Origin of the sequence: Williamsia maris (genome assembly GCF_024171815.1) — a bacterium.
Classification (GTDB): Bacteria; Actinomycetota; Actinomycetes; order Mycobacteriales; family Mycobacteriaceae; genus Williamsia_A; species Williamsia_A maris.
Window position 1 is genome coordinate 1,096,445 of the sequence record NZ_JAMTCJ010000001.1, and the last position, 21,761, is coordinate 1,118,205.

Here is a 21,761-nt window from a genome sequence, read left to right on the forward strand (position 1 = left end):
GCGCCGATCCTGCGTCAGGCAGGTGCCAGGAACGCTTGCAGCGCAGCGGAATAACTCGCGACATCCTCGGCGCCCATCATCTCGCGAGCGCTGTGCATCGCCAACTGCGCGGCACCGACATCGACCGTGCGGAGGCCCGTCCGGGTCGCGGTGATCGGTCCGATCGTCGATCCGCACGGCAGGTCGGCGCGGTGTACATAGCGCTGCAGCGGCACCCCGGCCTGCTCGCAGGCGAGCGCGAACAGTCCCTCACCCTCGGCGTCGCTGGCGTAGCGCAGGTTCTGGTTGACCTTGAGCACCGGGCCGCCGTTCACCGCGATCCGGTGGGCGGGCTCGTGGCGGTCCGGGTAGTTCGGATGCGTCGCGTGCGCCATGTCGCCCGAGGCGCAGACACTCGCCGCCATCGTCTGCAGGTAGTCGCCGCGATCTCCGCCGCGCGCCAACACGATTCGCTCCAGCGTGCTCGCGAGGAAATCGGATGCGGCGCCCCGCTCGGATCCGCTCCCGACCTCTTCGTGGTCGAACAACGCCAGCACCCGCGTCGGTCCGCTCGAGTCCGCGGCGTCGAGGAGGCCACGCAGCCCGGCGTAGCAGGTGCCCTGGTTGTCCAGGCGCGGCGCGCTCAGCAGGTCCGAGTGCGCGCCGATCGGCGAACTGGGTACGAGGTCGTGGGTCATGAGTTCCCACCCGACCACGTCGGCGAGGTCGAGTTCCTCCCGGCCGCACAGCCATTCGAGGAACTGCGCGGGCGTACCGTCGTCGACACCCCAGATGGCGTTGACGTGCCGCTGCGGGTCGAGGGTCACGCCCTTGCGGTCCTCGGACAGGTGGATGGCCAGCTGCGGCACCCGCAGAACGGGATCGTCGACCCGGACGAGCCGCTGCTCGAGGCCGGTTCCCCGTCGGATCGCGAGGCGACCGGAGACGCCCAGATCCCGGTCGAGCCAGGAGTTCAGCCACGCGCCGCCGTAGGGTTCGAGGCCGACCATGCGCAGGCCGACCGACCGTAGCTCCGGATGTTGTTTGAGGCGCACGTTGGGGCTGTCGGTGTGGCCGCCGACGATCCGGAAGGCGGTGTCGGTGCCGCGGGCGTCCCAGGCGATGATCGACCCGCCACGGACGACGTAGTGGGCCCCGGCGACGTCGGCCCACGCCTCGGTCTCGTGCAGCTCGGTGTAGCCGGCGGACTGCAGGTCGGCCGCGACCGTCGCGCACACGTGGAACGGCGACGGGGACGCGTCGACGAACGTGCAGAGGCCACGCGCGGTCGCCGACGTCGGGATCGTCATGGAGCTCAGGCCGTGGCCAGGACCGCGTCGATAGCGGAGAAGAACAGCCCGAGTCCGTCGTCGCTCGGGCCGGTCAGCGGCTCGGTGGCGTGTTCGGGATGCGGCATGAGGCCCACGACGCGTCCGTCGGCACTGGCGATGCCCGCGATCGAGCGGAGCGACCCGTTCGGGTTGTCGCCGGCGTAGCGGAACACCACGCGGCCCTCCCCCTCGAGTTCGTCGAGCACCTCCTCGGAGGCGACGAACCGTCCCTCACCGGATTTGAGCGGCACCAGGATCTCCGCACCCGGCTCGAATCGGCTGCTCCAGGCCGAGGTCGTCGACTCGACCTTCAGCCACTGGTCGCGGCACACGAAATGCAGTCCGGTGTTGCGGGTCAGTGCGCCGGGCAGGAGACCGGCCTCGCACAGCACCTGGAATCCGTTGCAGATACCCAGGATCGGGGTGCCGCGGGTGGCTGCCTCGACGACCGCGCCCATCATCGGGGCGAAGCGTGCGATGGCGCCGGCCCGCAGGTAGTCGCCATAGGAGAAGCCGCCGGGCACGATGACCGCGTCGACGCCCTGCAGGTCGGCGTCGGCGTGCCAGAGTTCGACCGGTTGCGCACCGGCGAGACGGACCGCCCGCGAGGCGTCGACGTCGTCGAGGGTCCCCGGGAACGTGATGACCCCGATGCGCGCCGTCACTGCTCGGCCCGGGAGACCGTGAAGTTCTCGATCACGGTGTTGGCCAACAATTCTGCCGCGATGCGCTCCAGGGCGGCGTCGTCGACCGAACCGTCGACCTCCAGCTCGAAGCGCTTGCCCTGTCGGACGTCGGCGATACCGGCGAAGCCGAGCCGGCCGAGCGCTCCGACGATCGCCTGCCCCTGCGGGTCGAGGATCTCCGTCTTGGGCATCACGTCGACAACCACACGCGCCATCTTGTTCGCTCCTGTATCACCGGGGGCTGATTCTCGTGGTCAGCTTACCGGCAGTCGCCGCTGCTCTACGCAGCGCTGCGCCGTGCGGCCGAGTGGGTCAGCTCACGGTAGGTGACCGGCGCCAGACCGTGGTGCAGCGCGAGGTCGACGCAGTCGAGAATCGTCGAGCGTGCCATCGGGTTGTCGAGGTGTTTGGCGGCGATGGACAGCCGGACGATCCCGCCCTTTCGTGCGGTGCGGTTCGACGCGACGACCACCATGCGACACCACCAGGCGTCGGCCCGGAACCCGTCGCCGAACCCGAGTACCCGAGAGCGTTGGAACGACCCGGTCGACAGGTCGTTCCAACCGGTGAACCCGAGATTGACCCGGAACCCGGCCTGCGGCAGCGCCTCGAGCGCGCCCGCGGACGCGGACCATCGAGGGGCGGCGAAGATGCGTGTCCGCAGACCACTGCGTTCGAGAACACGGTCGGCGGCGGTCAGCCGCAGGGCGGCCTCGTGGGCGGCGATGACGGCGAACTCGGCGCGGCGACGCTTGGTGGCCGCCTGGTCGTAGCCGTGCAGCACGATGGCGTCGTCACCGGATCGGCGGTCTCGCAACCAGCCGACGGTGTCGGTGTCGTCGAGGAGTCGGTACCCGTGCTTGAGGCGCGGCGCGACCAGCAACGACACCGGGACCTGACGCTCGGCGAGGGTCTCGGTGAAGTCGCGGACCGCGACCGCGGTCTCGGTGCGGATGCCGGAAATCGATACGTACAGCTGTCCTGCCATGTGCCCCAGTGTCGACCGCGCAGGTGTTGCGACGGTGGAGTCGACGTGTACGGCGATCGAACTACCCGTGTGACATGCGCCGCGTCGCGACGGCGTGGGCGTCGGTCAGAGCACGGCCTCGATCGCCTCGATGACCTCGGCGGCGTCGGGTTCGGTGCGCGGGCGGAAGCGTCGGACGACGGTCCCGTCGGCGTCGAGCAGGAACTTCTCGAAATTCCATTGCACGTCGCCCGCCTCACCGGAATCATCGGTCGCCTGCGTCAACTCGACGTAGAGCGGGTGCCGGTCGCCACCGTTGACGTCCACCTTCTCCAGCAGCGGGAAGGTCACGCCGTAGGTGGTCGAGCAGAACGTCTCGATCTCCTCCGCCGTACCGGGCTCCTGGCCCATGAACTGGTTGCAGGGGACGCCGACGACGGTGAGTCCGCGGTCGCGGTAGTCCTCGGCGATCTTCTCGAGGCCGCTGTACTGCGGGGTCAGGCCGCACTTGCTGGCGACGTTGACCACGAGGACCGGGCCGGTGAACGCGCCGAGGGTGGTGTCGGCGCCCTGCAGCGTGGTGAGGGGGATCGCGTTGATGGAGGTCATCTGATGAGAGTAGGTCGTTCGACCGACGACGGCGAAGTGACCTGGACCACCTGTTTTCCGGGAGTGTGTCCGATCCCACAACAATTGCGTTGGCGACGATAGTTGCGTGTGCGTTACCTTTTCCCGGTGACTCTCACCCACCCGCAGCCTGCGCTCTCGGCACCGGTGTCGGAGGAACAGACGTTCGACGTGCTCGTCGATTTCCTCAACCGTCTGCTCTGCACCACCGAGGTCGACGCGCTGGACAGCATGATGAACACCGAGATCTCGTTCTCGCACTTCCGCACCCTGATGATCCTGTCCGGGCGCGGCCGCGCGTTGTCGTTGAACGAACTCGGCGAGGCGTTGCACCTGTCGCTCGCCGCGGCCGGTCGCAACGTCGACAAACTGGTGGGTCTGGGCCTGGTGGACCGGCGCGAGGACAGCCACGACCGCCGGGTCAAGCGTGTGTCCCTCACCGACGAGGGCCACGCGATGGTCAGCGCACATCTCGACAACAAGGAAGACCAGTTCCGCAGCTTCGTGGGCCGCTTGCCCGAGGAGCTGCGCGACGGACTGCATTCCGTCCTGAACTCGATAGTCAGCGGCGACTATCTCTCCGAATCCGATCCGGTGTTCGTGCACCGGAAGAGCCAGAAAGTGAACGGATGACCTCACCTACCAAGGCCTCCGCAGAAGGGGCCGGCGCGGAGAGCGGCGGTCTCGACGCGCGGGTTCTGAAGATCGCCGCCGTGGTCGTGCTCGGCGCGATCATGTCCATCCTCGACACCACCGTGGTCGCGGTGGCCCAGAACACCTTCCAGGACGTCTTCAACACGTCCGCGGCGAGCGCCGCCTGGACCGCCACCGGATACACCCTGGCCCTGGCCGCGGTCATCCCGCTGTCGAGCTGGGCCGCAGCACGTTTCGGCACCAAGAAGGTCTACCTGACCTCGCTGGTCCTGTTCGTCATCGGCTCCATCCTCTGTGCTTTCGCCTGGAACATCGGCTCGCTCGTCGCGTTCCGCATGCTGCAGGGCGCGGGTGGCGGCATGCTGATGCCCGTCGGCATGATGATCCTGACCCGCGCTGCCGGACCGGAGCGCGTCGGCTCCGTCATGGCCGTGCTCGGTGTCCCGATGCTGTTGGGCCCCATCGCCGGCCCGATCCTGGGCGGCGTGCTCATCGAGTACGTGTCCTGGCACTGGATCTTCCTGATCAACGTCCCGATCGGCATCCTCGCCTTCCTGTACTCGGCCTGGATCCTCGAGGACGACGACGAGAAGACCAGGCCGCCGTTCGACTTCGTCGGATTGCTGCTGCTGTCACCGGGTCTCGCGCTGTTCCTGTACGGGGTGTCGTCGTCGAACGACGCGGGCACGTTCATCGCCGCGAAGGTGCTGATCCCGATGGTGATCGGTGCCGCGCTGATCATCGGATTCGTGTTCCACGCCCTGCGCGGAGCCAACAAGAACCCCTTGATCGACCTGCGACTGTTCAAGAACCCCACGTTGAGCTGGACCGTGGTCACGTTCAGCCTGTTCCTGATCGCGTTCTTCGGCGCCTCGCTGCTGTTCCCGCAGTACTTCATCGGCGTGCGGGGCGAGTCGACCCTGATGGCCGGATTGTTGGTCGCACCACAGGGTCTCGGCGCGATGATCACCATGCCCATCGCGGGCCGGATGACCGACAAGATCGGTCCGGGCAAGTTCGTCCTGACCGGTATCGTGCTGATCGCCTTCGGCCTGGGGACGTTCATGTTCCTCGGTGCCGGGACGTCCTACTGGATCCTCGGTGCGGCGCTGTTCGTGCAGGGCCTCGGTATGGGTATGTCGATGATGCCGATGATGTCGGCCGCGTTGGCCACCCTGTCGGCCGACAAGGTCGCCGACGGTTCGACGCTCGTCAATGTCGTCCAGCAGACCGCCGCGTCGGTCGGTACCGCGGTCATCTCGGTGATCCTGGCCAGCAACCTCAAGTCGGTGACGCCCCCGACGCCGTCCGGCCTGGCCGGGGCTTTCGGTGACACGTTCGTCGTCGCCGTGGTGCTGATCATCCTCTGCCTGGTGCCCGCGTTCTTCCTGCCCCGCAAGAAGGTGTCGGTGCACACCGAGATCGGCGCCGACGGCGAGCCCGTCAAGGCCGCTCCGGTGATGATGCACTGAGCTGATTCCCGACCGAAAGGCCCCGCCGGCAGCTCCACGCCGGCGGGGCCTTTCCCATGCGCCACCCCCAGTTGGGCACGTAAACCCGCCAGTTGGGCACGTAACGACGCCAATTGGGCACCTAAGACCGCCAGTTGGGCACGTAAGTCCGTCAGTTGGGCAGGACCCCGAACCAGTTGGAACCGTCGTGATGTCAGGGACGTCCGATCCATCGTGCAGCCCGACCAACATCCCTTCTGGGGAGACGAGAACTTGATCCGTACTGACGCCGCGGCGCGAGACGTGCGAAGGGACTGCCGTCGGATCCAACGCGGTGTCCACGCTCCACCACATACCGTTCTCACCGACCGTGACCTCATCCGAGCAGCAGTCATACGCGCGGGCGACGGAGCGGTTGTCTCAGGGATGAGTGCCGCGGTCTTGCACGGCGCCAGATTCACCGATCACGACGCCGACATCGAGCTCATACGTGGCCTCACCGGTCAGGGCCGACAGTTCGACGGTGTGCGCATCATGCGAACCGACCATCTCGCGGCCGATGACGTGCAGGTGGTCGACGGCCTCGCCGTCACCACCCCGGTCCGCACCGCCTACGACATCGGCCGACGGGGACCGGCATGGAAAGCCCTGGCACGCCTGGACGACCTCGCCTTTGTGTCCGACCTGGACCTCGCGGAACTCTGGGCGTACATCCGCGATCACCCGCATACGAAAGGGATCCGGCAGATTCGCGACCTGATCCAGTACATCGAGCCCAAATCAGAATCCCCCCGCGAGACCGCCTTGCGGTACCTGATCATCAAGAGTGGGCTGCCACGTCCGGAAGCGCAGATAGAGGTGTTCGGCGCAGACGGGCGCCTCATCGCCAAACTGGATCTCGGCTACCGCCGGTACAAGATCGACATCGAATACGACGGCGTCGAGCACCACACATCGGCCGACGATCGCGCCGACAATGCCGAGCGCGATCGCAAGCTGTCAGACCTCGGCTGGGACACCATCCGCGTCACCGGTCAGGCGATGTCGACGAACCCGGACAAGGTCGTCGCCACCATCGAGGAACTTCTGGCGATCCGCGGTTGTCGGAACCCCCGGCGACACTGATCATCAGCACCACGGCTGCCCAACTGATGGTCGTAGGTGCCCAACCAGCGCGGGTACGTGCCCAACTGGCGGGGTTACGTGCCCAACTGGCGGGGTTACGTGCCCAACTGGCGGGGCGGGGGTCAGACGGCACCTGTCTGGCGGAGGACCCAGGCATGTTCGAAGGCGACCTCTTCCCACTGCTTGTACCGACCACTCACACCACCGTGCCCGGCCGACATCTCGGTCTTGAGCAGGATCGCGTTGTCCGACGTCGAGTTGTCCTGCAACCGCGCCACCCACTTGGCCGCCTCGGTGTACATCACTCGGGTGTCGTTGAGCGACGTGAGCGCGAGGATGGCCGGGTAGTCGAGCGCAGCGACGTTCTCGTACGGCGAGTACGACCGCATGTACTCGTAGACCTTCTTGTCCTCCAACGGATTTCCCCACTCGTCCCATTCGATGACGGTCAACGGCAGCGACGGGTCGAGGATCGAGGTCAACGGGTCGACGAAGGGCACCACCGCGAGGATCCCGCTGAACAGCTCGGGCGCGAGGTTCGCGACGGCCCCGATCAGCAGGCCGCCGGCCGAGCCGCCCTCCCCCACCAACTGCGCCGGGGTGGTCGCGCCGGAGTCGATGAGGTGCCGCGCGGAGTCGACGAAGTCGGTGAAGGTGTTCTTCTTCGTGAGGGTCTTGCCGTTCTCGTACCAGTGCCGACCCATCTCGCCGCCGCCGCGGATGTGCGCGATGACGAAGACGACACCCCGGTCGAGCAGCGACAACCGCGCGATCGAGAACCCGGGGTCCATGCTCGCCTCGTACGAGCCGTATCCGTAGAGCAGCGTCGGCGCCGGCCGCGACACCCCCTTGCGACTCACGATCGACAACGGGACCTGCGTGCCGTCGGCGGCGGTGACCCACTCCCGCTTCTGCTCGTAGTCGGCGGGGTCGTAATCACCCAGCACCACTTGACGTTTGAGCAGGATCCGCTCACCCGAGGTGACGTCGAGGTCGATGATCTCGCTGGGTTCGATGAAGCTGGTGTAGCCGATGCGCAGTCGCGGCGCCGCCCACTCGGGGTTGCCGGCCAGGCCCACCGACGACAACGGCTCGTCGAACGTCAACTCCTGGAACGACACATCCGACGAGCTCGTCGCGCCGCGGATGTCGGCGATCGCGATCCGCGGGGTCGCCGCGCGACGGTAGCTGAGCACCAACTGGTCGGCGAAGGCGTCGACACCCTCGATCCGCGACTCCGCATCGTGCGGTATCAGGACCCGGGTCGCAGTCGGATCGTCGACCGGCGCGTCGAGGAGCTCGAAGTTCTCGGCGTTCTCGTTGTGGGTGATGAGGAACCGGTCCTCACCGCCGATCACGGCGTGCTCGACGTCGTACTCGACACCGTCGCGGCGCGGCCAGATCACCTGGAACTCGCCGGTGGGGTCGTCGGCCGCGAGCACGTGCACCTCGGACGTGATCTTCGACCCGAGCCCGATCATGAGGTACTTGTCGCTGCGCGTACCGCCGATGCCGACCCAGAAGCGCTCGTCGGGCTCGTGGAACACCGTGACGTCGTCGGTACCGGCGCCGAGGTCGTGGCGCCATACGGTGTCAGGACGCCAGGCATCGTCGACGGTGAGGTAGAAGATGTGGCGGCCGTCGTGCGACCACGTCGCGCCCGGAGCGGTGTTCTCCACCGTCTCGGCAAGCAGCTCACCGCTGCCGAGATCCTTGAAGCGCAGCGTGTATCGCTCGTCGCCCACCTTGTCGACGCTGTAGGCCAGCATCGTTCCGTCGTCGGTCACCGAGAACGCGCCGAGGCTGTAGAAGTCGGTGCCCTCGGCGTCGAGGTTGGAGTCGAGGAGCACCTGTTCGCCGGGCAGCGGGTCGTCGCCGGACACCGTCGGGGGGTCCCAGTCGTCGTCGGCGGCGATCGGCGCACGGCACCGCAGCGCGTACTGCTGCCCTTCCACCGTCCGGGCGTAATACCAGTACTGTCCGCGCCGCGACGGCACCGACATGTCGGTTTCCTGTGTCCGCGACTTGATCTCGCCGTAGATCGCGGCCCGCAGGTCGGCGAGCGCGGCGGTGTCGGCCTCGGTCAGGGCGTTCTGCGCCTCGAGGTACGCGATGACCTCCGGATCGTCCTTCTCGCGCAGCCACTCGTAGTTGTCGACGACCTCGTCGCCGTGGTGCACCCGGGTGCTGGGCACCTTCTTCGCGACGGGCACGGCCTGCTTCTCGGTCACTGCTCTCCCTCCGGCCAGTCGGCGAACGACAGACCTGAAATACGTTCATAGGCTTCGATGTAGCGCGCCCGCGTGCGCTCGGCGATGTCGGCGGGCAGTGGTGGCGGCGGACCGTCGGCCCGGCGGTCCCAACCCGAATCGGGGCCGTTCAACCAGTTCCGCACGATCTGCTTGTCGAAACTGGGCTGCACCTCCCCCGGGCGGTAGGTCTGCGCATCCCAGTACCGCGAGCTGTCCGGCGTCATCACCTCGTCGGCGAGTACCAACGTGCCGTCCGCGGCGGTCCCGAACTCGAACTTGGTGTCGGCGAGAATGATCCCACGCTCCGCCGCCAGTTCCGCACCACGCGAGTAGATCTCGAGCGTCGCCGCACGGGCCGCGTCCGCGACGTCGGCACCGACCTTGCCGACGACCGTGTCGTAGTCGATGTTCTCGTCGTGGTCCCCGAGATCCGCTTTCGACGCCGGGGTGAAGATGGGCTCGGGTAGCTGCGAGGCCTCGCCGAGACCGTCCGGGAGCGCGATCCCGCAGACGGCTCCGGACGCCTGGTAGTCCAACAGACCCGACCCCGTCAGGTACCCACGCGCCACACATTCCACCGGCAGCATCGGGAGCCGTCGGACGACCATCGACCGTCCGACGAGATCGGCCGGGATGCGCTCGTCGGAGGGGCCACCGGCCAGATGGTTGGGCACGCCGAGGGCGTCGAACCAGAAGAAGGTCATCGCGGTCAGGACACGACCCTTGTCCGGGATGGGTGTGGAGAGGATGTGGTCGTACGCCGAGATCCGGTCCGACGACACCATCAACAGCGTCTCGTCATCGACCGCGTAGAGCTCGCGGACCTTGCCCGACGCCACGTGCTGATAGGACTCCAGTGATGGACGCATGGCTCCGAGGTTAGTCAGGGCGTGGCAGGCTTGAAGCGTGGACCATGCCCCTGCCGTGCGCATCACCTACTGCACGCAGTGCAATTGGCTGCTCCGTGCCTCGTGGATGGCGACGGAACTGCTGTCGACCTTCGGCTCCGATCTCTCCGGCGTGACCCTGATACCGGGTACCGGCGGGATCTTCACCGTGGAGGTCGACGACAATTCGGTATGGGACCGCAGACGCGACGGCGGCTTTCCGGACATCGTCACCCTCAAACAACGGGTTCGCGACGTCGCAGATCCGGATCGCGACCTCGGGCACGGCGACCGGAGCCGACCCGCGACGCCCACCGTCGACCACTCACCCAGTACTACGGAGGACACATGACAGACCAGGGGACATCAGGTGAGATCGTCGCGGCACGCGAGTTGCTCATCGACTGCTTCGGCCGCATCGACGAGCTCGTCGGCGAGCTGACCGGCGATCTCGACACCGAGACCGCGACCTTCCGCCCCGAGCCCGAGGCCAACTCCATCGCGTGGCTGATCTGGCACTCGGCGCGCGTGCAGGACGATCACGTCGCCGGTGTCGCCGACGTCGACCAGGTGTGGCCGAAGTGGCGGGACCGCTTCGACCTCCCGTTCGACGATTTCGCGACCGGCTACGGGATGAGCTCGGAGGACGTCGGCAAGGTCGTCGTCGACGCGGAACTGCTCGCCGGCTACCACCACGATGTACACGAGCAGACCGTCCGCTACCTCGAGGCGCTGACACTGGCCGAACTCGAGCGGGTCGTCGACGAGAACTGGGATCCGCCGGTGACGGTGTCGGTACGCCTGGTCAGCGTCATCAACGACGCGACGCAGCACATCGGTCAGGCCGCCTACCTCAAGGGCCTCGCCGCCAACTTCTGACCACGCCACCGGGCCGGCGCCGGCGTCAGGCCGCCAATGCGGTCGCGAGGTTGTCGAACGTGCTGCCCCAGCCGCGTCGGGCGCCGTCCTCGGGTGAGATCGGTCCGGGTGCAAGCAGGTGGAAGTCCATCGTCGTGCGGTCGTCATCGTCGGCGGTCAGCGTCACCGTGCACACCGACACCGACGTGGGGTCGGTCGGGTCAGCCCAGGTGAACACCAGCTTCTCCGGCGGGGTCACCTCGAGGTACTCCCCCGACGTGGGGCACTCCCAGCCCGACGCGTCGTCGACCATGACGGCCGAGAAGTGCCCGCCCACACGGACATCGGACGTCGCGCGCTCCGGCGGGATGCTCATGCCGACGGGGCACATCCATCCCATCTGTGCAGACTCGGTCCACGCCGCCCACACGTCCGCGCGCGGTGCGTCGAAGGTGCGGGTGATGGTGAACTCGCGGGTCTCGGTTGCGGTGTCCTGATTCATCTCTGGGTGTCCTCTCGATGTGCTGCGGGTGGTGCGGGATGTCGTCGTGCCAGTTGTGCGTCGAGCCGATCGAAGCTTCTCGACCAGAAGACCCGGTAGCGCTCGATCCAGTCATCGGCCGCCGAGAGCGGGGTCGCGTCCAATGTGCACGGCCGGTACTGCGCGTCCCGGCCGCGATTGATGAGCCCGGCCGCCTCGAGCACCTTCAGGTGTCGAGATATGGCCGGGAGGCTGATGTCGAACGGCTCGGCCAGTTGCGACACCGTCGCCGAGCCACCGTCGGCCAGCCGGGCGAGGATCGCCCTGCGCGTGGGGTCGGCCAGCGCGGCGAACGTCGCACTGAGCGTGTCCGTCGCCATTCCCACTCCTTCGATAACCGATCAGTTAAATAACTGATCGGTTAAATATGCGCCCACCGACACCGGCTGTCAACACCTCTCCGAAAGTTGTTGGCCGTCGCGTGACGGCCGGCGAACGACCTACAGGATCGGCGCGGGGGCGTAACCCGCAGCGTCCGGATACTGCGCGACCAGCCTCCCGACCGCGTCGACCACATCGGCCACCTGCTGCTCGGCGGCCCCCACGAAGGCGGCCTTGTCGGCGAGCGCGGCGTCGAGTGCGGCCCGGTCCAGCGGGAGTCGGTCGTCGGCGGCGAGGCGGTCGATGAGGTCGGGCTCACGCCCCTGCTCACGCATCGCCAGCGCGACGGCGACGGCGTTCTCCTTGATCGCCTCGTGTGCGGTCTCGCGTCCGACACCCGCACGCACGGCGGCGATCAGCACCTTCGTGGTCGCCAGGAACGGCAGGTAGCGCGCGAGTTCCTTCTCGATCACCGCCGGGTACGCACCGAATTCGGCGAGCACGGTCAGGAAGGTCTCCATCAGACCGTCGATGGCGAAGAACGCGTCCGGCAGCGCGACACGGCGCACGACCGAACAGAACACGTCACCCTCGTTCCATTGCGCGCCTGCGAGTTCGGCGGCCATGGAGCCGTAACCGCGCAGGATCACCGCGAGGCCGTTGACGCGCTCGCAGCTGCGGGTGTTCATCTTGTGCGGCATCGCCGAACTGCCGACCTGGCCGGGCTGGAAGCCCTCGGTGACGAGTTCGTGTCCGGCCATCAACCGGATGGTGTGCGCCAGCGACGACGGGCCCGCCGCGACCTGTACCAGAGCCGAGACGACATCGTGGTCGAGGGAACGCGGATAGACCTGCCCCACCGAGGTCAGCGAATGCGAGAAGCCAAGGTGCGCAGCGATCTTCGACTCCAGCTGCGAGAGCTTCGCGGTGTCGCCGTCGAGCAGGTCGAGCATGTCCTGCGACGTACCCATCGGCCCCTTGATGCCGCGCAACGGGTACCGGCCGATCAGCTCACTCAGCCGCGTCAGCGACACCAACAGTTCGTCGGCGGCGGAGGCGAAACGCTTGCCGAGCGTGGTGGCCTGGGCGGCGACGTTGTGGCTGCGTCCGGCCATCACGACCGACGAGTACTCCGCGGCGCGGTCGGCGAGACGGGCCGCGACGGCCACACCGTGGGCGTGCACGTGCTGCAGCGACCGCAGGATCTGCAGCTGCTCGACGTTCTCGGTGAGGTCGCGGCTGGTCATGCCCTTGTGGATGTGCTCGTGACCGGCGAGGTCGTTGAACTCCTCGATGCGCGCCTTCACGTCGTGCCGGGTGACCCGCTCGCGGTCGGCGATCGACGCCAGGTCGATCTGATCGACCACGCGCTGATAGTCCTCGATGACACCGTCGGGCACGTCGACGCCGAGTTCCCGCTGCGCCGAGAGCACCGCGATCCAGAGCTGACGCTCGAGGGAGATCTTGTGCTCGGGCGACCACAGCGACACGAGATCGGCCGATGCGTAGCGGCCGGCCAGGACATTGCTGATGCGGGGTTTGTCAGACACGACGCTCATTGTGCCCTGCGGCCCAACCGGCGGAGTTACGTGCCCAAGCGACGTCGTTACGTGCCCAACTGGCGGAGTTACGTGCCCAACCGGCGGAGTTACGTGCCCAACTGGCGCGGGTGGGGTCTAGCTGTAGGCCTTGGGCAGCGGCATCTTGCGGTCGGCGAGCACCTGACGCAGCCGCGTCGGGTAGTCGGTGATGATGCCGTCGGCGCCGGCGTCGATCTGCGCGTTCATCACGTCGGTGTCGTTGACGGTCCACGGGATGACGGTGAAGCCCTCGGAATGCGCACGGTCGACGAAGGACTTGTCGGCGATGAGCCGGAAGCCGGCGTCCTTCGTCGTCTGGCCATAGGGCACCGAATAGCCGGGCGAGAGCACCTGCACCCCGAGCTGCTTCGCGCCCGCGATCACGTCGCCACCGACCGCGTCGTAGTCCACCGACCCGGTCCACTGCGACTTCGACTTCCACGTCGTCTCGTCCCACAGCGCCACCAGCGGGATCGACGGATCGGCGGCCCGCACGATCGGGAGCGTGCGCCAGTCGAAGCTCTGGATGTCGACGAGGTCGGTCTTGCCCGCGGCCTTGATCGCGCCGAGCATCACGTCGACGTACTGCTGCGGGGTCGCCGATTCGCTGCGCTTCTCGCCCTCGATCTTGGTCTCGATGTTGTAGTGCACCCGAGCGTTGTACTTGTCTGCCAGCGCGAACAGCTGCGGCAGCAGCGCGATCTTGTTGCCCTCGACGACCTTCGCGTCGGGGAACCCCTCGAGCTTCTTGCCGCAGCTCAGCGTCTCGATCTGGGCGTAGGTCAGGTCGTGGACCACCTTGCCGACGTACGGGAACTGCGGGTCTCCCGGCGTCGCGGCCGCGGTGTCGGCGCACTTGGTGGGATCGATCGTGGGGTCGTGCCAGATGATGGGCTCGAGGTCCTTGGTCAGCACGATGTCGAGCTCGAGGGTGTCGACGCCCAGCTTCAACGCCTGCTCGAACCCGTACAGCGACTCCTCGGTGTGCTCACCACGTCCACCGCGGTGGGCCTGCAGATCGAAGGCACGGGCCGATCCGGTGGCCGAACTCGACGACGCGTCGGACGCGTCGGGCGACGAATCCGAGCCGCACGCGGCGAGTCCGAGGGTGGCGGCCGCGGCGGCGGTGAGCAGGGCAACGCTGCGGAGCAGGCGAGAAGAGGTCACGAGGATCCAAACTATGGGGGTCGTACCGTGAAGGGCCAGCTCAGCCCGGGGTGTTCATCGAGTGTTAATGCGTGTGGACTCAGGCGTTGACCGGCGCGAGGACGTCGACCACGTCGCACAGGGCCACCCTGGTCACGGCCATCACGTCGTCCTCGGCGTCGGCGAGCGCACCCACCACGGCACCGTCCTCGACGGCCATCAGCTGGGCGATCCGCGCCGGGCTCCCGACGCGGCCGGACTTCTCCAGCACCTCGCCGTGCAGCCCGGCCAACAGCTTGCGACGGTTGGCCAACACCGGCCGCAGTCGGGGGAACCGCGCGCACAGCACGACCATCTCGTAGCGGGTCGTGAGTTCGTCGCGGGTCGTTCGATCGCCGACGAAGACGTCGGCCAGTGCCTCCGCGGTCGCCTCCCCGCCGCGACGACGCCGTGTCAGCAACTCCGACCGCAACCGGATCGCCTCCTCGTCGTGATGACAGGCGAAGGTGACCGCTTCGACGATCAGATCCTCGAGCGACTCGAAGTAGTACGTGGTCGATGCGAGGGGCAGCCCGGCACGTTCGGCGACGGCCCGGTGGCGGACAGCATCAAACCCACCCTCCAGCAAGAGTTCTCCGGCGGCGGAGATCAGTCGCGCCCGCCGTCGCAATCCCTTGGGGGTGGCTGCCGACGTCATCGGCTCATCGTGCCAAAGCACACGCGACCTCAGACTTGTTTTGCGCAAATCTGCTGTGGACCGATCTGCAATCGGTTCGGCGTGTGAGCAGCGCAGTCAGCGGCGGACCACCGGGCCGAGCAGATCGATGCCGCGCTCGATGTCCGCCGCGCTGCCCGCGAAGCTGAGCCGGACCGTGCGGTGTCCGGTGCGGGTGTCGAAGTCCGCGCCCGGCGCCATCGCCACCCCCGTCTCGGTCAGCACCCGCGCGCACCAGGAGAGGGTGTCGTCGGTCAGGGCGCCCACGTCGGCGTAGATGTAGAAGGCCCCGTCCGGCGGCGCGATGTCGTCGATGCCCAGACTCGTGAGGCCGTCGAGCAGGACGGCACGGTTCGCGGCGTACCGGGCGACGTGGGCGTCGCACTCGGCGATCGACTCGTCGTCGAAGGCCGCGATCGCGGCGATCTGCGACACCGCCGGCGGGCAGATCGTGAGGTTCGCGGTCAGCCGTTCGATTCCCCGGAGATACCGCCGCGGCACCAACATCCAGCCCAGTCGCCATCCCGTCATCGAGAAGTACTTCGACACCGACCCCATCACCACCGACTCGCGCGACGTCGCCCAGGCACACGACGTCGGCCGGTCCGGACCGCCGTACTCGATGCCGTGATAGATCTCGTCGGAGATCAGCAGGGTGCCGTGGGCGTCGCACCAGCGGGCGAGGTCGGCCAGTTCGTCCGGGGTCAGGATCGTCCCGGTGGGGTTGGCCGGGCTGGCGACGATGAGTCCCGCGGGTGGTTCGTCGAGAGCGTCGAGCATGGCCGGGGTCGGGACGAACCGCGACTCCGGGCCACAGTCGAGTTCGACGACCTCGCACCCCAGCGCGGTCAGGGCGTTGCGGTAGGCGGGGTAGCCCGGGCGGGCCATCGCGACGCGGTCGCCGACGTCGAACGCGGCGAGGAAGATCAGCGTGAACGCGCCGGACGACCCGGTGGTGACCACGACATCGGTGGGGTCGACGGCCAGTCCGTACCGGCGTCGGTAGAGGTCGGCGATGGCCTCGCGCAGCGGGGTCAGACCCAGCGACTCCGTGTAGCCGAGCAGGTCGGAGTCGAGGGCGGAATGCACCGCACGCAGCACCGGGGCCGGCGCCGGGGTCGACGGTTGGCCTGCGGCGAACGAGACCACCTCGAGCCCGGCGGCCCGTCGCGCGGCGCTCGCAGCCAGCACGTCCATGACGTGGAACATCGCCACGTCCGATCGCCGCGATCCCTCCGCTGCCGCCATTCGTCGAGCCTAGTGGCGCACCCGCGGCGGCGAGAAAGGGCGCCCACGTCGCGATTCATCGGTCCGCGACTCCACCGGTACCCTGTGGGTTCGATGGCCACGGGGCGGACGCGCACGGGATACGGGGGACGACGATGACGGGGCTCGATCTGTGACGACCAGGCTCACTCGTCGTGCGCTGTTCCGGGCCGGCGCGGGTCTCACCGCGCTCGGTGCGCTGGCCGCCTGCGCCGACGAACCGGCCACCGGATCGGCTCCGCGACAACGGTTGCAGGCGCGGGCGCAGGACGAGGTCGTACCCGAGAGCCCTACCAGTGCCGCTGCCGTCCCCGGCGACCCCGCCCTGATCACCGGTAGTTTCCGGTCCGCGGCCATGCGTGGTCGCGACACCCGCTGGGTCGTCGCCCGGCCCCCGGGCGTCACCGGCGACATCCCCGTCGTGGTGATCCTGCACGCGCTGAACTCCGACGAGCGCACCGCCTTCGACAGCAGCCTGCAGATGCACCGCTACCTGGCCGAGTCGGTGGCCGGTGGCACGGCGCCGTTCGCCCTCGCGGCCGTGGACGCGGCGCGATCGTATTTCCATCCGCGGGTCGACGGCACCGACAGCGGCGCCATGGTGATCGACGAGTTCCTGCCGATGCTCACCGACAACCGGTCACTGGGCCTGCGAACCGACCGCATCGGACTGTACGGCTGGTCGATGGGCGGCTACGGCGCGCTGCGACTCGGGGCCATCATGGGTCCGTCGCGGGTGGCCGGTATCGCCGCGAGTTCGCCTGCGCTGTGGGGTGATCCGCGAAGCTTCCCGCCCCGCGCCTTCGACAACCCGGCGGACTACCAGGCCAATTCGTTGTTCGGCCAACAGGCCGCGCTCACCAAGATCCCGCTGCTCATCAGCATCGGGTCGAGCGATCAGTTCTACCTCTACACCCGTCAGTGGATGGCCGGCCTGCACCCCGCCGCGGCCTTCTCCACCTCGCCCGGCGGTCACAACAACCGGTACTGGCGCAGCGTGCTGCCCGACCAGATGGCGTTCCTGGGTCGCAGTCTCGCCGCCTGAGCGATCAGGGAATGGAGATCCGTCCTTCGAGGGCCGCGAGGCCGATGTCGGAACGATGATGTCCACCAGGCAGTTTCACCGCGGCGACGCGCTCGTACGCCTGGGCCCGGGCGGCGGCGAGGTCGGCACCGGAGCCGACGACGCTCAGCACCCGCCCCCCGCTGGAGACGATCGCCCCCTCGGAGTTGCGGGCGGTGCCCGCGTGCAGCACCCCCTCGGCCTCGCCCCCGGTGATCACGTCGCCCTTGCGTGGCGTGCCGGGGTAGTTCTCGGCGGCGACGACCACCGTGACGGCCGAACCCTCGCGCCAGCGCAGCGGTTCCAGATCGGCCAGCGTTCCGGTCGCGGTCGCCGAGAGCGCCCGGCCGAGCGGGGATTCCAGCAGCGACAGCACGGCCTGGGTCTCGGGATCACCGAAGCGGCAGTTGAACTCGACGACCGCGGGCCCGTCGGCACCGATGGCCAGCCCGGCGTAGAGCAGGCCACTGAACGGGGTACCACGCGATTCCATCTCGGCCGCAACGGGTCTGACGACCTCGTCGACGATGCGCTCCACCATGCCGTCGGGCAACCAGGGCAACGGTGTGTAGGCGCCCATCCCGCCGGTGTTGGGCCCCTGGTCGTTGTCACCGACTCGTTTGTGGTCCTGCGCCGGGAGCAGCGGGACCACCACCGTGCCGTCGACGAGACAGAACAGGGACACCTCGGGGCCGTCGAGGAACGACTCCAACAGGACCGGGTGACCGTCCTCCAGCAGATCGGCGGCGTGCACGCGAGCGGCGGCACGATCGGCGGTGACCACGACACCCTTGCCCGCGGCCAGCCCGTCGTCCTTGACCACCCAGGTGGGACCGAACCGATCCAACGCCGCGTCGAGATGAGCGGGGTTGTCGACGATCTCACTGTGGGCGGTCCGGACGCTGGCCGCGGCCATCACGTCTTTGGCGAACGCCTTGGACCCCTCGATCCGGGCGGCCTGCGCCCCGGGGCCGAACGTCGCGAAGCCCGCGTCGCGGAGGGCGTCGGCGACACCGAGCACCAGAGGCACCTCGGGCCCGATGACCACGAGGTCGGCGTCGATCTCGCGCGCCAGGGCGATGACGGCTTCGGCCGAAGCGATGTCGACCGCATGGTTCATGGCGACCGATTCCGTGCCCGCGTTGCCGGGGGCGACGTGCAGTGCCGTGACCTCCGGATCGTTCGACAGCCCGACGAGCAGCGCGTGTTCGCGGCCGCCCGATCCGATCACCAGTGTTCGCACGGGGCCTGACTCTACTAGCTGGGCCGTCGCGTCAGGACAGGCTGTGTTCGAGCCGCTCCAGGGCCACCGCGCGATGTCGGGTGCCGACGATCTCGTCGAGGATCACCACGGCGACGGGCGCGACGGCCGTGACGACCAACGCGTAGACCACCGACAACCCGGCCGCGGCGAGCAGCACCGACCCGACGAGGATCGCGACCGCGGCAACCGTCAGCGCCAGGTTGAGCACGTCGAACTCGACGAGGTAGGTGTACATCGCGGCGATCGACACGATGTAGATGCCGAGCGGGACGGCGACGCACGCCACCGCGGCTGCGGCCGAGATGTGCGACTCGTGTTCGAGGTAGAGCGCCGAGACGTGCAACCCGGCACCGACCGCGGCGATCGACATGAACACGATGATGTGGGCGTATCCCCAGCCGAAACACTTGGCGCGCCGCAGTTGCAGAGCCTCGCCGGTGGGCACCACGAAGTAGATCCACCACATCGCGAACGTGGCTGCTGTCCCGGCCGAGCCGAGCACGGCGGTCTCCAGGGTCCATCCCTGGGAGTGGATCACCGCCTGCAGCGCGACGACGGTCCCGACGATGCCCTCACCGAGGGTGATGATCGCCAGCAGCCCGTACCGCTCGGCGATGTGGTGCGGATGCCAGGGTGTGTCCGGTTCCGAGTTGAGGCGCTCGGCGACGAACGGACCGGACAGCTCCACCCCGGCCAGCACGAGGGTCGCGACGAGCGTGGGGATCAGCGACGTGTTCACCACGATGAGCGCGATCCACCCGGCCTGGGCGACGAGGATGGCCAGCGCGTAGCTGAGACAGGTCCGACGGAACTCGGGGCTCTGCACGGAGGCGCGGATCCACTGGAACACCATCGCCACGCGCATGACCACGTAGCCGAGGACCGCGACGCGATTGTCGATGTGCTCGCCCTCGGCGACAGAGGTGAACACCGGCTCGATGCCGAGCGCGAGGATCAGTACGCCGCCCATCTGCACCATCGTGACGACGCGGAACACCCAGTCGTCGGTGTCGAAGGCGGAGGCGAACCACGAGAAGTTGATCCACGCCCAGATGCTGGAGAACGTCGCGAATCCGAACCCGATGATCGCGGTCTTGTAGTCGCCGTCGGCCAGATAATGCGCCACCTGGGTGCCGGCCAACGAGAACGCGACGACGAAGGTGAGGTCGAAGAAGAGTTCGAGATTGGTTGCCGTGCGGCCCTCTTCGTCCCGCGCCCGGCCGGTCATCTTCGCGACACGATGGCTCAGGACCAGTGATCCGCCGCTGCCGGGGTCTGAGGTCATCGGGAAATAGTACGTATTGTCCGTTGTCCGCGTGCGACACCGGTGCCGTCAGGGTGGGTGGAGTGCGAAACCCGCGTCAGCGGGCGATGGCCGCACGGATCGCGGCGGCGGCGGGTTTCGGGTTCCCGAATTGGTCCCACACCCCGAAAAAGCCCTCACGCGGACCGACGCCGGCACCCTGGTCGAAGGGCTCGTAGGCGAACACCGTTCCGCACCAGCTCTGCTGGGCCAGGTATCCGAGCGCATCGGAGTAGGTTCGTGCCTGCACATCCCGTGAGACGCTGTCGGGCGTGATCCCCGTGGACGCCCCGAACTCGGTGAGCCACAGCTTTTTGCCGGAGTCGCCGGCCCTGACCATGATCGCCCTCGACGACGGCAGCAATCCGCCCCCCGTGAACGCCGCGCGGGGTAGCGCCGGATACGTGTACGGGTGGACGCCGACCCAGTCGGAGTTCGCGGCGAGACCGTGGTCGTACATCGAGCGGAGATACGCACCGGCATCGGCACCGCCGTTGGCCAGACCGGCCGAACCGACCGACACCGACGGGTTCACCGACTTCACCGCTGCGCGCACGGCGATGAGGTATCGCATGTAGGAGGGCGCCGAGAAACCGGGGATCAGATTCGGCTCGTTCCCCACCTCGATCGCCGTGACTGCCGGATAGCGCCGTAGTCCGGCGACCGCAGATGCGGCAAGACTCGCCGGACTCTGAGACGGGTCGAACACCATGCACGCCAGAAAGTTCGAGATCCCGGCAGCGCGTCCTGCGTCGTAGAGGACGTCCTGACCGAAGGTGAACCGGTACCACGAGGCGCCGACACCGGTGACCAGATCCATCATCCGGTTGGCGGTCGCCGCCGAGAACCTCGGAGTTCTGTTGCCGTCGGCCGCGAACCCGAAACGACTCGACGGGAACAGTGCAGCCGCATGTGCCGCCGCCGGGATCGCGAGTGCACCCGTCGCGACACCCGCACCCACGAGAACCGATCGACCGAGGAATTCCCTCCGGCCCAACGTCGATCGCCCACGTACACCACTGTCATCGATCTCTGATCTCCCCATCCGTCGAGGATATATCGCATCGATGCGGCACTTCGGCGTGGATCTGGCGCCGAACGGTGCAGAAACCCCTAGTCGGACACCCGGGCGATGAACGCGCCGAGGTTGGTGCGCACCCGCCCGATCTTCGATTCCACGTCGAGGTCTTCGCGGTACTGCTTGCCCAGTGCCGGGGTCTTCTTGCCGCGGGCGTAGAGCGAGCAGGCGAGATCGGTGCACATGTAGGTGCCGACCGAATTGCCCTTACGACCCGCCTCGCCGGACCGGTTCGCCGTCATCAGCGAGACCCCGCCCGACGGGTGCGTGGTGAGGCAGATCTTGCACATCTGGGCGCGTCGGGACCCGCCGGTCTCGTGCCGCAGGGCAAGGCCGACGAAGCCGTCCCCGTCCGGGGCGACGAGGTAGCACCGTCCGGCGTACGTCGGATCGGTCCACCCGAGGAAGTCGAGCTCGTCCCACGGGCGCGAGTCGAGATCGCGCGGGATGACGATGCGCTTGGCCTCGCCCTTGGTGCAGTTGACGAACGACGACCTGATGTCGGCTTCGGTCACGGGATACATGGGAATCACTCTTCGTTGATCGTCGGTCGGACTCGGCGAGTGACGGTACGCCCGGGTCGGCGCACCGCACAACGAGTTTTCCGTACCCGTCGACAACGCGACGGCCGCCGGATCGGGGGTCCGACGGCCGTCGCTGCCATGAC

Annotated in this window: 23 protein-coding genes; 6 read left to right on the forward strand and 17 right to left on the reverse strand. The window is 67.9% G+C overall.

Annotated elements, in window-relative coordinates:
* Positions 1-14: 14 nt before the first annotated feature.
* The 5 genes from LX13_RS05160 to LX13_RS05180 form a co-directional block, all read right to left on the reverse strand.
* Positions 15-1,289, reverse strand: a complete 1,275-nt coding sequence (locus LX13_RS05160) for a M18 family aminopeptidase (RefSeq protein WP_253660208.1) — start codon at positions 1,287-1,289, stop codon at positions 15-17.
* Between the two features lie 5 nt (positions 1,290-1,294).
* The gene (purQ, locus tag LX13_RS05165; RefSeq protein ID WP_253660209.1) at positions 1,295-1,975 is read right to left on the reverse strand and encodes a phosphoribosylformylglycinamidine synthase subunit PurQ; all 681 of its coding nucleotides are present in this window, start codon (positions 1,973-1,975) and stop codon (positions 1,295-1,297) included.
* The gene (gene purS, locus LX13_RS05170) at positions 1,972-2,211 is read right to left on the reverse strand and encodes a phosphoribosylformylglycinamidine synthase subunit PurS (protein WP_188485881.1); all 240 of its coding nucleotides are present in this window, start codon (positions 2,209-2,211) and stop codon (positions 1,972-1,974) included. The genes purQ and purS overlap by 4 nt, the downstream gene beginning before the upstream one ends.
* Before the next feature lie 65 nt (positions 2,212-2,276).
* Positions 2,277-2,984 carry a DUF2334 domain-containing protein gene (locus tag LX13_RS05175; protein WP_253660210.1) on the reverse strand — a complete coding sequence of 236 codons (708 nt, stop codon included), beginning with the start codon at positions 2,982-2,984 and terminating at the stop codon, positions 2,277-2,279.
* Between the two features lie 105 nt (positions 2,985-3,089).
* A complete protein-coding gene (locus LX13_RS05180; protein WP_253660211.1) occupies positions 3,090-3,572 on the reverse strand; it encodes a glutathione peroxidase in 483 nt (160 codons plus the stop codon).
* Between the two features lie 126 nt (positions 3,573-3,698).
* On the opposite strand from LX13_RS05180, the gene LX13_RS05185 reads away from it, so the two are divergent.
* The 3 genes from LX13_RS05185 to LX13_RS05195 all read left to right on the forward strand — a co-directional run bounded on the left by LX13_RS05185 (position 3,699) and on the right by LX13_RS05195 (position 6,820).
* Positions 3,699-4,223, forward strand: coding sequence for a MarR family winged helix-turn-helix transcriptional regulator (locus tag LX13_RS05185; protein ID WP_253660212.1), 525 nt, complete (start codon positions 3,699-3,701; stop codon positions 4,221-4,223).
* A complete protein-coding gene (locus LX13_RS05190; RefSeq protein WP_253660213.1) occupies positions 4,220-5,716 on the forward strand; it encodes a DHA2 family efflux MFS transporter permease subunit in 1,497 nt (498 codons plus the stop codon). The genes LX13_RS05185 and LX13_RS05190 overlap by 4 nt, the downstream gene beginning before the upstream one ends.
* 513 nt (positions 5,717-6,229) lie before the next feature.
* Entirely contained in the window at positions 6,230-6,820 is a 591-nt protein-coding gene (locus LX13_RS05195) for a type IV toxin-antitoxin system AbiEi family antitoxin (RefSeq protein WP_301300701.1), read from the forward strand.
* Between the two features lie 122 nt (positions 6,821-6,942).
* Here the strand turns inward: LX13_RS05195 and LX13_RS05200 are convergent, their stop codons facing one another.
* Together LX13_RS05200 and LX13_RS05205 are read right to left on the reverse strand one after the other, a co-directional pair.
* Positions 6,943-9,051, reverse strand: coding sequence for a S9 family peptidase (locus LX13_RS05200; RefSeq protein ID WP_253660215.1), 2,109 nt, complete (start codon positions 9,049-9,051; stop codon positions 6,943-6,945).
* Positions 9,048-9,941 carry a phosphoribosylaminoimidazolesuccinocarboxamide synthase gene (locus LX13_RS05205; RefSeq protein WP_253660216.1) on the reverse strand — a complete coding sequence of 298 codons (894 nt, stop codon included), beginning with the start codon at positions 9,939-9,941 and terminating at the stop codon, positions 9,048-9,050. The genes LX13_RS05200 and LX13_RS05205 overlap by 4 nt, the downstream gene beginning before the upstream one ends.
* A gap of 37 nt (positions 9,942-9,978) precedes the next feature.
* On the opposite strand from LX13_RS05205, the gene LX13_RS05210 reads away from it, so the two are divergent.
* Both LX13_RS05210 and LX13_RS05215 read left to right on the forward strand, forming a co-directional pair.
* Positions 9,979-10,311, forward strand: a complete 333-nt coding sequence (locus LX13_RS05210) for an Rdx family protein (RefSeq protein WP_253660217.1) — start codon at positions 9,979-9,981, stop codon at positions 10,309-10,311.
* Entirely contained in the window at positions 10,308-10,838 is a 531-nt protein-coding gene (locus tag LX13_RS05215; protein WP_253660218.1) for a mycothiol transferase, read from the forward strand. The genes LX13_RS05210 and LX13_RS05215 overlap by 4 nt, the downstream gene beginning before the upstream one ends.
* Before the next feature lie 25 nt (positions 10,839-10,863).
* On the opposite strand, the gene LX13_RS05220 is transcribed toward LX13_RS05215, so the two are convergent.
* The 6 genes from LX13_RS05220 to LX13_RS05245 form a co-directional block, all read right to left on the reverse strand.
* Positions 10,864-11,319: an SRPBCC family protein gene (locus LX13_RS05220; protein ID WP_253660219.1), complete on the reverse strand. Its 456-nt coding sequence runs from the start codon at positions 11,317-11,319 to the stop codon at positions 10,864-10,866.
* A complete protein-coding gene (locus LX13_RS05225; RefSeq protein WP_253660220.1) occupies positions 11,316-11,678 on the reverse strand; it encodes an ArsR/SmtB family transcription factor in 363 nt (120 codons plus the stop codon). Before LX13_RS05225 ends, LX13_RS05220 begins: the two co-directional genes overlap by 4 nt.
* 120 nt (positions 11,679-11,798) lie before the next feature.
* Complete coding sequence (gene purB / locus LX13_RS05230) at positions 11,799-13,229, reverse strand: adenylosuccinate lyase (RefSeq protein ID WP_372499821.1); 1,431 nt, start codon at positions 13,227-13,229, stop codon at positions 11,799-11,801.
* A 126-nt stretch (positions 13,230-13,355) separates the two neighbouring features.
* Positions 13,356-14,426: a glycerophosphodiester phosphodiesterase family protein gene (locus LX13_RS05235; protein WP_253660222.1), complete on the reverse strand. Its 1,071-nt coding sequence runs from the start codon at positions 14,424-14,426 to the stop codon at positions 13,356-13,358.
* A 79-nt stretch (positions 14,427-14,505) separates the two neighbouring features.
* Positions 14,506-15,102 (reverse strand): TetR/AcrR family transcriptional regulator, encoded by a 597-nt coding sequence (locus tag LX13_RS05240; RefSeq protein ID WP_253660223.1) that lies wholly within the window; start codon positions 15,100-15,102, stop codon positions 14,506-14,508.
* Positions 15,103-15,198: 96 nt separating this feature from the next.
* Positions 15,199-16,368 (reverse strand): pyridoxal phosphate-dependent aminotransferase, encoded by a 1,170-nt coding sequence (locus LX13_RS05245; RefSeq protein ID WP_253660224.1) that lies wholly within the window; start codon positions 16,366-16,368, stop codon positions 15,199-15,201.
* Positions 16,369-16,519: 151 nt separating this feature from the next.
* On the opposite strand from LX13_RS05245, the gene LX13_RS05250 reads away from it, so the two are divergent.
* Positions 16,520-17,431, forward strand: a complete 912-nt coding sequence (locus tag LX13_RS05250; protein ID WP_253660225.1) for an alpha/beta hydrolase — start codon at positions 16,520-16,522, stop codon at positions 17,429-17,431.
* 4 nt (positions 17,432-17,435) lie between these two features.
* On the opposite strand, the gene purD is transcribed toward LX13_RS05250, so the two are convergent.
* The 4 genes from purD to LX13_RS05270 all read right to left on the reverse strand — a co-directional run bounded on the left by purD (position 17,436) and on the right by LX13_RS05270 (position 21,618).
* On the reverse strand, positions 17,436-18,692 hold the full coding sequence (gene purD, locus LX13_RS05255) for a phosphoribosylamine--glycine ligase (protein WP_253660226.1): 1,257 nt from the start codon (positions 18,690-18,692) through the stop codon (positions 17,436-17,438).
* A 31-nt stretch (positions 18,693-18,723) separates the two neighbouring features.
* The gene (locus LX13_RS05260; protein WP_253660227.1) at positions 18,724-19,998 is read right to left on the reverse strand and encodes a low temperature requirement protein A; all 1,275 of its coding nucleotides are present in this window, start codon (positions 19,996-19,998) and stop codon (positions 18,724-18,726) included.
* A gap of 76 nt (positions 19,999-20,074) precedes the next feature.
* The gene (locus tag LX13_RS05265) at positions 20,075-21,061 is read right to left on the reverse strand and encodes a glycoside hydrolase 5 family protein (RefSeq protein WP_253660228.1); all 987 of its coding nucleotides are present in this window, start codon (positions 21,059-21,061) and stop codon (positions 20,075-20,077) included.
* A 68-nt stretch (positions 21,062-21,129) separates the two neighbouring features.
* Positions 21,130-21,618: an FBP domain-containing protein gene (locus LX13_RS05270; RefSeq protein ID WP_253660229.1), complete on the reverse strand. Its 489-nt coding sequence runs from the start codon at positions 21,616-21,618 to the stop codon at positions 21,130-21,132.
* Positions 21,619-21,761 lie beyond the last annotated feature (143 nt).

Bases quoted from the DNA above. Each gene is read 5' to 3' on its own strand.
- LX13_RS05160 (WP_253660208.1), bottom strand. From the start codon at position 1,289: ATGACGATCCCGACGTCGGCGACCGCGCGTGGCCTCTGCACGTTCGTC.
- purS (WP_188485881.1), bottom strand. From the start codon at position 2,211: ATGGCGCGTGTGGTTGTCGACGTGATGCCCAAGACGGAGATCCTCGAC.
- LX13_RS05175 (WP_253660210.1), bottom strand. From the start codon at position 2,984: ATGGCAGGACAGCTGTACGTATCGATTTCCGGCATCCGCACCGAGACC.
- LX13_RS05180 (WP_253660211.1), bottom strand. From the start codon at position 3,572: ATGACCTCCATCAACGCGATCCCCCTCACCACGCTGCAGGGCGCCGAC.
- LX13_RS05190 (WP_253660213.1), top strand. From the start codon at position 4,220: ATGACCTCACCTACCAAGGCCTCCGCAGAAGGGGCCGGCGCGGAGAGC.
- LX13_RS05195 (WP_301300701.1), top strand. From the start codon at position 6,230: ATGCGAACCGACCATCTCGCGGCCGATGACGTGCAGGTGGTCGACGGC.
- LX13_RS05205 (WP_253660216.1), bottom strand. From the start codon at position 9,941: ATGCGTCCATCACTGGAGTCCTATCAGCACGTGGCGTCGGGCAAGGTC.
- LX13_RS05215 (WP_253660218.1), top strand. From the start codon at position 10,308: ATGACAGACCAGGGGACATCAGGTGAGATCGTCGCGGCACGCGAGTTG.
- LX13_RS05220 (WP_253660219.1), bottom strand. From the start codon at position 11,319: ATGAATCAGGACACCGCAACCGAGACCCGCGAGTTCACCATCACCCGC.
- LX13_RS05225 (WP_253660220.1), bottom strand. From the start codon at position 11,678: ATGGCGACGGACACGCTCAGTGCGACGTTCGCCGCGCTGGCCGACCCC.
- LX13_RS05240 (WP_253660223.1), bottom strand. From the start codon at position 15,102: ATGACGTCGGCAGCCACCCCCAAGGGATTGCGACGGCGGGCGCGACTG.
- LX13_RS05245 (WP_253660224.1), bottom strand. From the start codon at position 16,368: ATGGCGGCAGCGGAGGGATCGCGGCGATCGGACGTGGCGATGTTCCAC.
- LX13_RS05260 (WP_253660227.1), bottom strand. From the start codon at position 19,998: ATGACCTCAGACCCCGGCAGCGGCGGATCACTGGTCCTGAGCCATCGT.
- LX13_RS05265 (WP_253660228.1), bottom strand. From the start codon at position 21,061: ATGGGGAGATCAGAGATCGATGACAGTGGTGTACGTGGGCGATCGACG.
- LX13_RS05270 (WP_253660229.1), bottom strand. From the start codon at position 21,618: ATGTATCCCGTGACCGAAGCCGACATCAGGTCGTCGTTCGTCAACTGC.